Source organism: Burkholderia ubonensis (assembly GCF_902833085.1).
GTDB classification, from domain to species: Bacteria; Pseudomonadota; Gammaproteobacteria; order Burkholderiales; family Burkholderiaceae; genus Burkholderia; species Burkholderia ubonensis.
On the sequence record NZ_CADFEB010000012.1, the window covers coordinates 31,199 to 44,371 of the forward strand.

A 13,173-nucleotide genomic window follows, 5' to 3' on the forward strand; every position below is an offset into this window, starting at 1 on the left:
GACGCGCGGCGAAAAAAAACCGCCCGGATCGACTCCGGGCGGCTTCCTGTGACTTTGCGCGTCGGACGGCGCGTCAGACCACGACCGTCTGCGCTTCGCCTTCGCGGCTCGCGCGCACGACGCCGATCTTCCACACCTGCTCGCCGGCCGCCGTCAGCTGGCTGACCGCTGCGTCGGCATCCGCCGCCGACACGATCACGGCCATGCCGATCCCGCAGTTGAACACGCGATGCATTTCCGCGTCGGCGACGCCGCCATGCTCCTGCAGCCACTGGAACAGCGGCGGCAGCGGCCACGCCTTCTGGTCCAGCTCGGCCGTCAGGCCTTCGCGCAGCACGCGCGGAATGTTCTCGACGAGGCCGCCGCCGGTGATGTGCGCCATCCCCTTCACGGCGATCGTTGCCATCAGCGCGAGCAGCGGCTTCACGTAGATGCGGGTCGGCGCCATCAGCGTGTCGGCGAGCGAACGGCCGTGGAAATCGGCCGACAGGTCCGGGTTCGCGCGCTCGATGATCTTGCGCACGAGCGAGAAGCCGTTCGAGTGGATGCCGCTCGATGCGAGGCCCAGCACCACGTCGCCCTCGGCGATCGTGCTGCCGTCGATGATCTTGCTCTTCTCGACCGCGCCGACCGCGAAGCCCGCGAGGTCGTATTCGCCGTCCGGGTACATGCCCGGCATTTCGGCGGTTTCACCGCCGATCAGCGCGCAGCCCGACAGTTCGCAGCCTTGCGCGATGCCCTTGACGACGGTCGCGGCCGTGTCGACGTCGAGCTTGCCGCACGCGAAGTAGTCGAGGAAGAACAGCGGCTCGGCGCCCTGCACGAGGATGTCGTTCACGCTCATCGCGACGAGATCCTGGCCGACCGTATCGTGTTTGTTCAGATGAAACGCGAGCTTGAGCTTCGTGCCGACGCCGTCGGTGCCCGACACGAGCACCGGCTCGCGGTACTTCTTCGGCACTTCGAACAGCGCGCCAAACCCGCCGATGCCGCCGAGCACGCCGTCGCGCAGGGTTTTCTTCGCAAAGGGCTTGATCTTGTCGACGAGCGCGTCGCCCGCGTCGATGTCGACGCCCGCGTCACGATAGGACAGACCTTGAGCGTCAGGAGCGGATTTCGGAGGATTCATGGGGGAATGCGAGAAGGTCGGTAAAATGCGATTTTACCCGAAGCCGGCCCGCTGGCCGGAATTCCCCGCATCGATTCGTCAGGGATTGCATCTTGGCCAACACGTCCCCGTTTTCACCGCTGAGCGAGCCGCGCCGGAACCCGCGCGCCGCCGTGCGTGCGGCCGCGCGTGCAGCCATCGACGCCGCGCTCCCCGGCGCACGTTTCACCAACCGACCCGCATTGTGACTGTGTCCCGTCAACTGACGCTCGATCTCGGCACGCCGCCCCCCGCCACGTTCGACAACTTCATCACGGGCGAGGAAAACGGCGAGCTCATCACGCGGCTGCAGAAGCTCGACCTCGCGCTGGCGGCGGGCCCCGTGCCGGACCGGTCGTTCTACATCTGGGGCGAACCCGGCAGCGGCCGCAGCCACCTGCTGCAGGCGCTCGTGAGCGACGCGTCGTATGGCTATGCGCGCTATCTGACGCCGCAAAGCCCGCTCGGCGCGTTCACGTTCGACCCGCGCATCGGCATCTACGCGATCGACGACTGCGACCGGATGAGCGACACGCAGCAGGTCGCGCTCTTCAACCTGTTCAACGAGGTCCGCGCGCATCCGTCGAGCGCGTTCGTCGCGGCGGGCCCCGCGGCGCCGCTCGCGCTCGACGTCCGCGAGGATCTGCGCACGCGCCTCGGCTGGGGGCTCGTGTTCCATCTGTCGCCGCCGTCCGACGCCGGCAAGATCGCCGTGCTGAAGCTCGCGGCGAAGGAGCGCGGGATCGCGCTCACCGACGACATCGCGGCTTACCTGCTGACCCATTTCCGCCGCGACATGCCCAGCCTGATGGCGCTGCTCGACGCGCTCGACCGTTTCTCGCTCGAGCAGAAACGCGCCGTCACGCTGCCGCTGCTGCGCCGGATGCTGGCCCGCCCCGGCGACGACATCACGCCGCCGGGCACGGGCCCGAACCGCTTCGAGTAAAATGCGCTTCCATGACTAATCTGGCACTCTTTGACCTCGATCACACGCTGATCCCGACCGATAGCGACCACGAATGGGGCCGCTTCATGGTGAAGCTCGGCATCGTCGACGCGGAAAGCTTTTCGCGTCAGAACGACCAGTTCTTCGCCGACTACAAGGCCGGCAAGCTGGACATCCACGCGTACCTCACGGCGATGCTCACGCCGCTCGCGAAGTATTCGCGCGCGCAGCTCGCCGAGTGGCACGACCAGTACATGCACGAGGTGATCCGGCCGGCGATGACGCCCGCCGCGCTCGAACTCGTGCGCCGGCACCTCGATGCCGGCGACCTGTGCTGCGTCGTCACCGCGACCAACGAATTCATCACCCGGCCGATCGCGACCGCGTTCGGCGTCGACACGCTGATCGCGTGCGAGGTCGAGACGACCGACGGCCACCCCGATTCGCCGTACACCGGCCGGCCGACCGGCACGCCGAGCTATCGCGAAGGCAAGATCGTGCGCACCGAAGCGTGGCTCGCGTCGCTCGGCAAGCACTGGGGCGATTTCGAACACAGCTACTTCTACAGCGATTCGCACAACGACATCCCGTTGCTCGAGAAAGTCACCGACCCGATCGCGACCAACCCCGACGACACGCTGCGCGCGCATGCAAGCAACCGCGGCTGGCGCATCCTCGATCTCTTCTGAACGTCGTGATCAAAAAATTCATCCGCAAGCTGCTCGGCCAGGACGACGCCGCGCAAACGCCTTCCGCCCCGGCTGCCGTTGCCGAAGCGGCCCCCGCTCCGCGCGCCGCGAAGGGCGCCCGCGGCAGCACCGCGAAGAAACCGCGCGGCAACCACGAGCCGACCGTCGTGCCGGCCAGCGTGCACGGCATCGATCCGTCGCTGATCTCGAAGAACGCGGTGCGCGTGACCGACACGCTGCAACAGGCGGGCTTCCGTGCGTTCATCGTCGGCGGCGCGGTCCGCGACCTGCTGCTCGGCATCGCGCCGAAGGACTTCGACGTCGCGACCGACGCGACGCCGACCGAGGTCCAGCGCCTGTTCCGCCGCGCGCGCCTGATCGGCCGCCGCTTCCAGATCGTCCACGTGCAGTTCGGCCAGGAGCTGATCGAGGTGTCGACGTTCCGCGCGCTCGTCGATCCGCCCCCTGCCGAGGCCGAGCCGCCGAAGCGCCTGAAGCGCGACGAACTCGACCGCCGTACGCACGCGGTCGACGCGAGCGGCCGCGTGCTGCGCGACAACGTGTGGGGCGAACAGCACGAGGACGCCGCGCGCCGCGACTTCACGATCAACGCGATGTACTACGACCCGTCGACGCAGACGGTGCTCGACTACCACGACGGGATGGCCGACGTGCGCGCCCGCCTGCTGCGGATGATCGGCGACCCGGCCACGCGCTATCGCGAGGATCCGGTGCGCATGCTGCGCGTGGTGCGCTTCGCGGCGAAGCTCGGCTTCGACATCGAGCCGCATACGCGCGAGCCGATCAACGCGCTCGCCGACCTGATCAACAACGTGCCGGCCGCGCGCCTGTTCGACGAGATGCTGAAGCTGCTGCTGTCCGGCCACGCGCTCGCGTGCCTGAAGCAGCTGCGCAGCGAAGGCCTGCACCACGGGCTGCTGCCGCTCCTCGACGTCGTGCTCGAACAGCCGCAGGGCGAGAAGTTCATCACGCTCGCGCTGAACAACACCGACGCGCGCGTGCGGGCCGGCAAGCCGGTGTCGCCGGGCTTCCTGTTCGCGACGCTGCTGTGGCACGACATGCGCCAGCGCTTCGAGCAGTACACGGCCGACGGCGAGTTCCCGGTGCCCGCGCTGCATCGCGCGATGGACGACGTGCTCGACATGCAGACCGAGAAGCTCGCGATCCACAAGCGCTACTCGGCCGACATGCGCGAGATCTGGGGCCTGCAGCTGCGCCTCGAGAAGCGCTCCGGCCGCAGCGCGCTGCGCCTGCTGGAACACCAAAGATTCAGAGCGGGGTATGATTTCCTCCTGTTACGCTGCGAATCCGGCGAGCTGGATCCGGCCGTCGGGCAGTGGTGGACGGATTTCATCGAGGGCGACGCGGCCGCGCGCGACGCATTGCTCACGCAGGGCGGAGCCAAGGAGAAATCGCCCCGCAAGCGGCGCCGCCGCGGCGGCGCGAAGAACCGCAAGGGCACCGAAGGCGCAGAACAGGCGTCGGACGGCCCGGCCGGTTCCGACGACTGACGCGCGCCGGCGAACGACGTAGGAAGTGATGCCATGACGGTTGCATATCTCGGACTGGGGGCGAATCTCGGCGATGCGCGCCAGACCTTGAAGGACGCGGTGGTATGCCTCGCCCAGCAGCGCACGGTCGCCGTGCTCGACAAGTCGAGCCTGTATCGCACGGCCCCGGTCGACGCCGGGGGCGACGACTACTACAACTGCGCGGTCAAGATCGACACGACGCTCGCCGCGCGCGAGCTGCTCGCCCTCTGCCAGAAGATCGAACATCACTTCGGGCGCGAGCGTCCGTACCGCAACGCGCCCCGCACGCTCGACATCGACATCCTGCTGTACGGCGTCGACTCGATCGACGAACCTGACCTGATCGTGCCGCACCCGCGCCTGACCGACCGCGCGTTCGCGCTCGTGCCGCTCGTCGAACTCGATCCGGCGCTCCACATCCCGGCGCGCGGCCGCGCCGAGGCATTTCTCGCCGCGGTCGCGAGCCAGCGCATCGAGAAGGTCCAGACCTGCAAGTGCCTGATGCAGAAAGCGCTCGCCGCTGCCGACGACGGCGCCGACAAGAACCCCTGCCGATGAACCCGACACCGCTGACCGTCACCGCGCCGGACCTGCGCGCGCCGCACCGCTATCTCGTGATCGAAGGCCCGATCGGCGTCGGCAAGACGACGCTGGCCCGCCTGCTCGCCGAGCGCTGGTCGATGCAGACGCTGCTCGAGCGCCCGCAGGACAATCCGTTTCTCGAGCGCTTCTATCGCGACACCGCGCGCTATGCGCTGCCGGCGCAGCTGGCGTTCGCGCTGCAGCGCGCGCAGCAGGCGCGCGAACTGAGCGCGGCGCTGGACACGGGCCGGCCGGTCGTCGCCGATTTCATGCCGCAGAAGAACGAGATCTTCGCGCGGCTGAACCTGCCGGACGACGAGTGGCAGCTCTATCGCGCGCTCGCGGCGCACGTCGACGCGCCCCGGGCGAGCACGCCCGATCTCGTCGTCTACCTGCAGGCGAGCCCCGAGGTGCTGTTCGCGCGGATCCAGAAGCGCGGCCTGCCGATGGAGCTGCAGATCAGCGACGCCTACCTGCGCGCGCTCGTCGACGCGTACAACGAATTCTTCTATCACTACGACCGCTCGCCGGTGCTGACGGTCGCCGCGGAACACCTGAATCCGCTGGACTCCCCCGAGGATCTCGCATTGCTGGTCGAGCACATCGCAACGATGCGCGGCCGCAAGGAATTCTTCGTCAAGGGCGAGACGACGCGCTGACGCGTCTCGCCGCTGTTTTTACCCATCGATCCGGATTTCCCATGACCTATCTCCAGGAATCGAGCCGGCCCGCCGTGACCGTGCCGAAACTGCAGGCGATGCGCGACGCCGGCGAGAAGATCGCGATGCTGACCTGCTACGACGCGAGCTTCGCCGCGCTGCTCGACCGCGCGGGCGTCGACGTCCTGCTGATCGGCGATTCGCTCGGCAACGTGCTGCAAGGCCACACCACCACCCTGCCCGTCACGCTCGACGACATCGCGTATCACACCGCCTGCGTCGCACGCGCGCAGCCGCGCACGCTGATCGTCGCGGACCTGCCGTTCGGCACGTACGGCACGCCCGCCGACGCGTTCGAGAGTTCGGTCAAGCTGATGCGCGCCGGCGCGCAGATGGTCAAGCTCGAAGGCGGCGAATGGCTCGCCGACACCGTGCGCTTCCTGGTCGAGCGCGCGGTGCCGGTGTGCGCGCACGTCGGCCTGACGCCGCAGTCGGTGCATGCGTTCGGCGGCTTCAAGGTGCAGGGCAAGACCGAAGCCGGCGCCGCGCAACTGCTGCGCGACGCGCGCGCGATCGAGGACGCGGGCGCGCAGCTCGTGGTGCTCGAGGCCGTGCCGACGCTCGTCGCGTCCGAGGTCACGCACATGCTGCGCATTCCGACGATCGGCATCGGCGCGGGTGTGGACTGCTCGGGCCAGGTGCTGGTGCTGCACGACATGCTCGGCATCTTCCCCGGCAAGCGGCCGCGCTTCGTCAAGGACTTCATGCAGGGCCAGCCGAATATTCAGGCGGCGGTCGAAGCGTATGTGCGCGCGGTGAAGGACGGTTCGTTCCCGGGGGCGGAGCATACGTTCTGATTCGCGGATGAGGCGGCGGCGGGGTGCGAAGGCAATGGTCGCCACCCTGTCGACAAAACCCGTCATGTCATAGGACAGCGCTTAATTTCAAACGAGTCCCATATCCGCGCGCGTTCATTACTGGAACCATTGCACCTTCCTCATTCGAAGGAGGTGAAAATGGCACATGTATACGAAGACGCAGCCAAACTACCGGGCGACCCACTGCAAGGCGACGGTGAATGCGTCGCGCTTGTGAAGGCCCATACCAGAGTGGGTCCAACCTCGGCTTGGCGACCGGAAAAAACCGTCAAAGGCGATTCGAGCATTAGTCCGGGCACGGTCATCGCAACCTTCGAGAACGAACGTTATCCGAACAAATCGCATGGCAACCATGCGGCGTTCTATCTGGGTCAAGATTCGACAGGCATCTATGTCGCCGAACAATGGCGCAGCCTCTCGAAAATCCAGAAACGGCACATCCGGTTCAAGGGCAAGGATAGGAACGGTCGCTACATCGACCCGAGCAACAACGCCGATGCCTTCTCGGTGGTGAGATAACGATGGCACGCCCGCTTGTTCCACTCGATGCGGCGCTCGCCGCGCTGCTGACAGCCGCGTGCCTATCGTCGGCGCACGCCACCTCGACACAGCTCCAATGTCCGGCTCGCCTGCCGGTTTCACAGACGATCGACAGTCCCGCACCCAACGGCTGGCGAACCTACGATTCGCAGCAAGCGCATCCGCTGATCAGCGTGTCGTTTTGGTCCGGCCCTCCCGATCAACTGACCATGCTCGCTCCATCGAGCGGCGTCAAACAACGCGACACGCTCATCAACACCTGGGCACTCGCCGCAGCCGAAACCGATTACTGGATCAGTTGCAACTACTTCGACACGGCCGCCATCATCGCGCGTCCGCTCGGCACTGCCGCGCGAACCTGCACGGTCCGTTACGACGCGAAGCGAACGCCGCCGAAGATGATCGACTGGTACTGCACGCCGCCGGCGCGCTAAATGATGACGATCCCTCGTCGAACACGGTCCGCGCTGATCGCAATCGTTGCGATCATGTGCGGCACCTCCGTCGCGTCCGCCGCAACGACAGATTGCCCCGCGCGCCTTGCCGTCACCCAACTGCTCGACGGCCAACCGCCCGATGGCTGGAAAAACTTCGACACGCGGCGCACGTATCCGCTTGCAGGCGTCACCTTCTGGTCGGGGCCGCCGGATCGGATAACGTCGTTGTTGCCAAACCGCTCGCGCTCTGGGCCCAAAAGCGATACTTATATCTGGTCGCTGGCCGAAGATCGTGAGGACTACTGGGTCTCGTGTGACTACGGCAATACGAGCGTCGTAATCGCACGGCCGCTCGGCAAACATGCGCAGACTTGCGTCGTGAGCTACGAACGAGGGCGCCCCATCGTACAAAGCTGGCGATGTACACCTCGGAAGTAGCCTACGTTCAGGCCGGTGTGCAGCCGCGAATCAGCCGCGCTGCCATCGGCCCGCGCAACGCATTGCAGATCATCAACTCATCCGCGTTCAGCACATCGTCGAGCGTCAGCACACGCTCTTTGGCGCCTACTGCCGGATCGTCGAGCAGCACACCGCGCATCACGCCGGGCAGCACGCCGCACGACAATGGTGGCGTCACCCATCGACCGTCGAGCTTCACGAACACGTTCGAGCGCCCGCCTTCCGTCACCTCGCCGCGCTCGTTCACGAACAGCATGTCGAACCCGCCGAGCGCCTCCGCCGCCTGCCACGCGCGGTCGTATTCGGCGCGGCGCGTGGTCTTGTGCAGCAGCAGCGCGTCGTCGGTGTGGGTCGGCGCGAAACCGTGCGCGGAGGCCAGCAGCACGCCGACGGGCCCCGCCGGCAGCGGCTTGAGCGGCGCCGCGACGATCTCGATCGTGCCGTCCTTCGCCAGCGCGAGCTTCATCCGGTACGCGCCGTCGCCGTCGAGCGCCGCGCAGCGTGCGTCGATCTCGCTGCGTAGCGTGTCAGCGTCGAAGCGGAAGCCGAACGCATCCGCGCTGCGTTGCAGCCGCGCGAGATGGCGTTCGAGATGGTGGATGCCGTCCGCCCGCGTGGCGGCCGTCGTTTCGAACAACTGAAAGCCGGGATCGGCGTCCGTCAGGAATCGCGCTTTCAATTCGCACTCCGCATATTCGTCGGCCGCGACGCTGTCGAGCACGATGCCCGCGCCGACGCCCATCGTGCCGCGTCGCCGGCCGGCTGCCGCGGTGGCGGTGCCCGTGCCGTCCGTGTCGTTGCCGACGCCGTCCGGATCGAGCGTCAGCGTCCGAATCGCGACCGACAGGCAGAAATCGCCACAGCCAGCCGCCGCGCCGTGCAACGCCTCGCCCGCGTCTTCCTTCGGTGCGTCGAGCCAGCCAATCGCACCCGTATAGAGCCCGCGCGGCGTCGACTCGATCGCATCGATCAACTGCATCGTCTTGTACTTCGGCGCGCCCGTGATCGATCCGCAAGGAAACAGCGCGCGCAGCATCTGCGCGAACGTCGTGCCGTCGCGCCAGCCGGCTTCGACGGTCGACGTCATCTGCCACACCGACGCATACGGCTCGACCGAGAACAACGCCGGCACCTTGACCGTCCCCGTGCGCGCGATCCGCGACAGATCGTTGCGCAGCAGGTCGACGATCATCACGTTCTCGGCGCGGTTCTTCGGGTCGTTCGCGAGGAATGCCGCTGCCTCGGCGTCGCGTTGCGGATCGCCCGAACGCGGCGCGGTGCCCTTCATCGGCCGGGCGCGCAGCACGTCGCCGTGCCGCTCGACGAACAGCTCCGGCGAGCACGACACGACCCACGCGCCGTCCGGCAGCGCGATCAGCGCGCCATAGCGCACCGGCTGGCGCGCGCGCAGGCGCCGGTACAGCGCGAGCGGCGCGCCGAACGCGTCGAAATGCAGCCGGTACGTGTAGTTGACCTGATACGAGTCGCCCGCGCGCAGCGCGTCGTGCACCGCGGCGATCGCCGCATCGAACGCGTCGCGCGTCACGCTCTTCGTCACGTGCGCGACGCCCGCGATCGACGGCGACGCCGCGCCGCCGTCGCGCTGCGCGAGCCACGCATCGACCTCGTCGCGCGACAGGCGCTCGCAGCGCGCAAACAGCAAAAAGCGCAGCGGGGCCTCGCCCGGCTGCGCCCATTGCAGGTTGCGCCCGAATTCATAGTCGCCGACCACGACCGCGTGCAGCCCGTCGCGCAGATCCTGCGCAAGCGCCGCATCGATCGCGTCGAGCTGCGCGGGATCGGCGCACACCCGCTCGCGCACGAAGCCCGTATACAAGCGACTCGATCGCGCGGACGCGGTCGAGTCGCAATCGTCCAAGAGCGCGAACGACGCGCTCTCGCTGCCTTCAGTCATGCCGTTACTCGAAGAAGCTCTTCACCCGGTCGAACCAGCTCTTGCTCTGCGGGCTGTGGCGCGCGCCGCCTTCGGCCAGCGATTTCTCGAACTGCTTGAGCAGATCGCGCTGCTGCTCGGTCAGCTTCACCGGCGTCTCGACCTGCACGTGCACGTAAAGATCGCCCGCGATGCTCGAACGCAGCCCCTTGATGCCCTTGCCGCGCAGGCGGAACGTCTTGCCCGACTGCGTGCCTTCCGGCACCGGGAACGTCGCGCGGCCGGCCAGCGTCGGCACCTCGATCTCGCCGCCGAGCGCGGCGGTCGTGAACGGAATCGGCATCTGGCAATGCAGGTCGTCGCCGTCACGCTCGAACACCGAGTGCGGCTTGATGTGGATCTCAACGTACAGGTCGCCCGGCGGCCCGCCGTTGATGCCCGGCTCGCCGTTGCCGGCCGAGCGGATCCGCATGCCGTCGTCGATCCCCGCCGGAATCTTCACTTCGAGCGTCTTGGTTTCCTTCACCTTGCCCGACCCGTGGCAATGCGCGCACGGCTCGGGAATGTAGGTGCCGCTGCCGTGGCATTTCGGGCAGGTCTGCTGGATGCTGAAGAAGCCCTGCGACATCCGCACCGTGCCCTGGCCGTGACAGGTCGGGCAGGTCTCGGGCTTGGTGCCCGGCTTCGCGCCCGAACCGTGGCAGATCTCGCACGACACCCAGCTCGGCACGCGGATCTGCGTGTCGTAGCCGTGCGCGGCCTGCTCGAGCGTGATTTCCATGCTGTAGCGAAGGTCCGCGCCGCGATACACCTGCGGACCGCCCCGGCCGCCGCGGCCACCCGCCGCCGCCTGGCCGAAAATGTCGCCGAAGATGTCGCCGAACGCGTCGGCAAAGCCGCCGAAGCCCTGTGCGCCCGCACCGCCCATGTTCGGATCGACGCCCGCGTGGCCGTACTGGTCGTACGCGGCCCGCTTCTGGCTGTCCGACAGCATTTCGTAGGCTTCCTTCGCCTCCTTGAAATGCTCTTCCGCATCCTTGCTGTCCGGATTGCGGTCAGGGTGATACTTCATCGCAAGCTTGCGATATGCCTTCTTGATTTCGTCGTCGCTCGCATTCTTCGCGACGCCCAGAACCTCGTAGTAATCCCGTTTCGCCATATCGATTCACTGCCGCCACGCCTGATGCACGCAACGGCTCCTTTCGCCTGCAGTAAAGTCTCGCGACTCGTCTGGCGTTGCGGCGCGCCGTCCGTGGACGGCGTGCGCAGCGCCCGCCAAAAAACAAATGTGCCCGGAGGGCCGCGAAGCCCGCCAGGCGTAGAGTCGATCCGGCCATCCGGAAGGAAAGACAGACCGCTTTTCAGTCACTTGTCAGCCGCGCCGCGCGCGGTTCGCGCGCGGCGTGCGGTGCTGTTGCAACCCGGCTCAGTCCTTCTTCACTTCCTTGAACTCGGCGTCGACGACGTCGTCCGCAGCCTGCTGCGCGCCGCCCGCATGGGCTGCGCCTTCCGCTGCGCCCGCCGCACCGGCCGCGCCTGCCTGCTGGGCCTGCATGTCGGCGTACATCTTCTCGCCGAGCTTCTGCGAGGCCGTTGCCACGGCTTCGACCTTCGCATCGATCGCGGCCTTGTCGCTCGCGGTGCTCTTCAGAACTTCCTCGAGCTCCTTCAGCGCGGCCTCGATCTTCTCCTTCTCGCCCGCGTCCAGCTTGTCGCCGTACTCGGTCAGCGCCTTCTTCGTGCTGTGGACGAGCGCGTCGCCCTGGTTGCGCGAATCGGCCAGCTCACGCAGCTTGTGATCTTCCGCCGCGTTCGCTTCCGCGTCCTTGATCATCTGGTCGATCTCGGCTTCGGACAGGCCCGAGTTCGCCTTGATCGTGATCTTGTTTTCCTTGCCGGTCGCCTTGTCCTTCGCGCCGACGTGCAGGATGCCGTTCGCGTCGATGTCGAAGGTCACTTCGATCTGCGGCACGCCACGCGGTGCGGGCGGGATGCCTTCCAGGTTGAACTCGCCGAGCAGCTTGTTGCCGGCCGCCATTTCGCGTTCGCCCTGGAACACCTTGATCGTCACGGCGCCCTGGTTGTCGTCCGCGGTGGAGTACACCTGCGCGTGCTTCGTCGGGATCGTCGTGTTCTTGTTGATCATCTTCGTCATCACGCCGCCGAGCGTCTCGATGCCGAGCGACAGCGGGGTCACGTCGAGCAGCAGCACGTCCTTGCGGTCGCCCGACAGAACCTGGCCCTGGATCGCCGCGCCGACTGCAACGGCCTCGTCCGGGTTCACGTCACGGCGCGGATCCTTGCCGAAGAATTCCTTCACCTTCTCCAGGACCTTCGGCATGCGGGTCTGGCCGCCGACCAGGATCACGTCGTCGATGTCCGACACCTTGACGCCCGCGTCCTTGATCGCGATGCGGCACGGCTCGATCGTGCGCTCGACCAGATCCTCGACCAGCGCTTCCAGCTTCGCGCGGGTGATCTTCAGGTTCAAGTGCTTCGGACCCGATGCGTCCGCCGTGATGTACGGCAGGTTGATTTCGGTCTGCTGGCTCGACGACAGCTCGATCTTCGCCTTTTCAGCGGCTTCCTTCAGGCGCTGCAGCGCGAGCACGTCCTTCGACAGGTCGACGCCCTGCTCCTTCTTGAACTCGCCGATGATGTAGTCGATGATGCGCTGGTCGAAGTCCTCGCCGCCGAGGAACGTGTCGCCGTTGGTCGACAGCACTTCGAACTGCATTTCGCCGTCGACGTCCGCGATCTCGATGATCGACACGTCGAACGTGCCGCCGCCGAGGTCATACACGGCGATCTTGCGGTCGCCCTTCTCGACCTTGTCGAGACCGAACGCGAGCGCAGCGGCGGTCGGCTCGTTGATGATCCGCTTGACTTCGAGGCCCGCGATGCGCCCCGCATCCTTCGTTGCCTGGCGCTGGCTGTCGTTGAAGTACGCCGGCACCGTGATCACGGCTTCCGTGACCGGCTCGCCGAGGTAGTCTTCGGCCGTCTTCTTCATCTTGCGCAGCACTTCCGCCGACACTTGCGGCGGCGCCAGCTTCTCGCCGTGGGCTTCGACCCATGCGTCACCGTTGTCCGCCTTGACGATCGCATACGGCATCAGGCCGATGTCCTTCTGCACTTCCTTCTCTTCGAAGCGGCGGCCGATCAGGCGCTTCACTGCGAACAGCGTGTTCTTCGGGTTCGTCACCGACTGACGCTTGGCCGGCGCGCCGACGAGCACTTCGTTGTCGTCCATGTAGGCGATGATCGACGGCGTGGTGCGCGCACCTTCCGAGTTCTCGATGACCTTGACCTGGTTGCCTTCCATGATGGCAACGCACGAGTTCGTGGTGCCGAGGTCAATACCGATGATCTTTCCCATTTTTCCTAAT

13 protein-coding genes are annotated in these 13,173 nt (G+C 66.7%); 9 read left to right on the forward strand and 4 right to left on the reverse strand.

Annotated elements, in window-relative coordinates; genetic code table 11:
* Positions 1 to 73: 73 nt before the first annotated feature.
* The gene (gene purM, locus HWX31_RS30235; RefSeq protein WP_174964096.1) at positions 74 to 1,129 is read right to left on the reverse strand and encodes a phosphoribosylformylglycinamidine cyclo-ligase; all 1,056 of its coding nucleotides are present in this window, start codon (positions 1,127 to 1,129) and stop codon (positions 74 to 76) included.
* A gap of 223 nt (positions 1,130 to 1,352) precedes the next feature.
* On the opposite strand from purM, the gene hda reads away from it, so the two are divergent.
* The 9 genes from hda (at position 1,353) to HWX31_RS30280 (ending at position 7,869) form a co-directional block, all read left to right on the forward strand.
* Positions 1,353 to 2,093, forward strand: a complete 741-nt coding sequence (hda, locus tag HWX31_RS30240) for a DnaA regulatory inactivator Hda (protein WP_279613161.1) — start codon at positions 1,353 to 1,355, stop codon at positions 2,091 to 2,093.
* Between the two features lie 11 nt (positions 2,094 to 2,104).
* A complete protein-coding gene (locus HWX31_RS30245) occupies positions 2,105 to 2,782 on the forward strand; it encodes a histidinol-phosphatase (RefSeq protein ID WP_059611198.1) in 678 nt (225 codons plus the stop codon).
* 5 nt (positions 2,783 to 2,787) lie between these two features.
* Positions 2,788 to 4,314 (forward strand): polynucleotide adenylyltransferase PcnB, encoded by a 1,527-nt coding sequence (gene pcnB / locus HWX31_RS30250; RefSeq protein ID WP_174964094.1) that lies wholly within the window; start codon positions 2,788 to 2,790, stop codon positions 4,312 to 4,314.
* Positions 4,315 to 4,347: 33 nt separating this feature from the next.
* Positions 4,348 to 4,893, forward strand: a complete 546-nt coding sequence (gene folK / locus HWX31_RS30255; protein ID WP_059611194.1) for a 2-amino-4-hydroxy-6-hydroxymethyldihydropteridine diphosphokinase — start codon at positions 4,348 to 4,350, stop codon at positions 4,891 to 4,893.
* Positions 4,890 to 5,576 (forward strand): deoxynucleoside kinase, encoded by a 687-nt coding sequence (locus HWX31_RS30260; RefSeq protein WP_174964093.1) that lies wholly within the window; start codon positions 4,890 to 4,892, stop codon positions 5,574 to 5,576. The genes folK and HWX31_RS30260 overlap by 4 nt, the downstream gene beginning before the upstream one ends.
* Before the next feature lie 41 nt (positions 5,577 to 5,617).
* Complete coding sequence (gene panB, locus HWX31_RS30265) at positions 5,618 to 6,433, forward strand: 3-methyl-2-oxobutanoate hydroxymethyltransferase (protein WP_059611190.1); 816 nt, start codon at positions 5,618 to 5,620, stop codon at positions 6,431 to 6,433.
* A gap of 159 nt (positions 6,434 to 6,592) precedes the next feature.
* Positions 6,593 to 6,973, forward strand: coding sequence for a BPSL0067 family protein (locus tag HWX31_RS30270; RefSeq protein WP_059611188.1), 381 nt, complete (start codon positions 6,593 to 6,595; stop codon positions 6,971 to 6,973).
* Positions 6,974 to 6,975: 2 nt separating this feature from the next.
* Positions 6,976 to 7,428 carry an STY0301 family protein gene (locus tag HWX31_RS30275; protein ID WP_059611186.1) on the forward strand — a complete coding sequence of 151 codons (453 nt, stop codon included), beginning with the start codon at positions 6,976 to 6,978 and terminating at the stop codon, positions 7,426 to 7,428.
* Positions 7,429 to 7,869: an STY0301 family protein gene (locus tag HWX31_RS30280; protein ID WP_174964092.1), complete on the forward strand. Its 441-nt coding sequence runs from the start codon at positions 7,429 to 7,431 to the stop codon at positions 7,867 to 7,869.
* A gap of 7 nt (positions 7,870 to 7,876) precedes the next feature.
* On the opposite strand, the gene HWX31_RS30285 is transcribed toward HWX31_RS30280, so the two are convergent.
* The 3 genes from HWX31_RS30285 to dnaK all read right to left on the reverse strand — a co-directional run bounded on the left by HWX31_RS30285 (position 7,877) and on the right by dnaK (position 13,163).
* Entirely contained in the window at positions 7,877 to 9,805 is a 1,929-nt protein-coding gene (locus HWX31_RS30285; RefSeq protein WP_174964091.1) for a chorismate-binding protein, read from the reverse strand.
* A 4-nt stretch (positions 9,806 to 9,809) separates the two neighbouring features.
* The gene (gene dnaJ, locus HWX31_RS30290) at positions 9,810 to 10,943 is read right to left on the reverse strand and encodes a molecular chaperone DnaJ (protein ID WP_059611180.1); all 1,134 of its coding nucleotides are present in this window, start codon (positions 10,941 to 10,943) and stop codon (positions 9,810 to 9,812) included.
* Between the two features lie 267 nt (positions 10,944 to 11,210).
* Positions 11,211 to 13,163: a molecular chaperone DnaK gene (gene dnaK, locus HWX31_RS30295; protein ID WP_174964090.1), complete on the reverse strand. Its 1,953-nt coding sequence runs from the start codon at positions 13,161 to 13,163 to the stop codon at positions 11,211 to 11,213.
* Positions 13,164 to 13,173 lie beyond the last annotated feature (10 nt).

What these genes read in the sequence shown, in the direction of transcription:
- HWX31_RS30270 (WP_059611188.1), top strand. Translation starts at nt 6,593, where the DNA reads ATGGCACATGTATACGAAGACGCAGCCAAACTACCGGGCGACCCACTG.
- HWX31_RS30245 (WP_059611198.1), top strand. Translation starts at nt 2,105, where the DNA reads ATGACTAATCTGGCACTCTTTGACCTCGATCACACGCTGATCCCGACC.
- HWX31_RS30260 (WP_174964093.1), top strand. Translation starts at nt 4,890, where the DNA reads ATGAACCCGACACCGCTGACCGTCACCGCGCCGGACCTGCGCGCGCCG.
- dnaJ (WP_059611180.1), bottom strand. Translation starts at nt 10,943, where the DNA reads ATGGCGAAACGGGATTACTACGAGGTTCTGGGCGTCGCGAAGAATGCG.
- purM (WP_174964096.1), bottom strand. Translation starts at nt 1,129, where the DNA reads ATGAATCCTCCGAAATCCGCTCCTGACGCTCAAGGTCTGTCCTATCGT.
- folK (WP_059611194.1), top strand. Translation starts at nt 4,348, where the DNA reads ATGACGGTTGCATATCTCGGACTGGGGGCGAATCTCGGCGATGCGCGC.
- HWX31_RS30285 (WP_174964091.1), bottom strand. Translation starts at nt 9,805, where the DNA reads ATGACTGAAGGCAGCGAGAGCGCGTCGTTCGCGCTCTTGGACGATTGC.
- HWX31_RS30280 (WP_174964092.1), top strand. Translation starts at nt 7,429, where the DNA reads ATGATGACGATCCCTCGTCGAACACGGTCCGCGCTGATCGCAATCGTT.
- panB (WP_059611190.1), top strand. Translation starts at nt 5,618, where the DNA reads ATGACCTATCTCCAGGAATCGAGCCGGCCCGCCGTGACCGTGCCGAAA.
- dnaK (WP_174964090.1), bottom strand. Translation starts at nt 13,163, where the DNA reads ATGGGAAAGATCATCGGTATTGACCTCGGCACCACGAACTCGTGCGTT.
- HWX31_RS30275 (WP_059611186.1), top strand. Translation starts at nt 6,976, where the DNA reads ATGGCACGCCCGCTTGTTCCACTCGATGCGGCGCTCGCCGCGCTGCTG.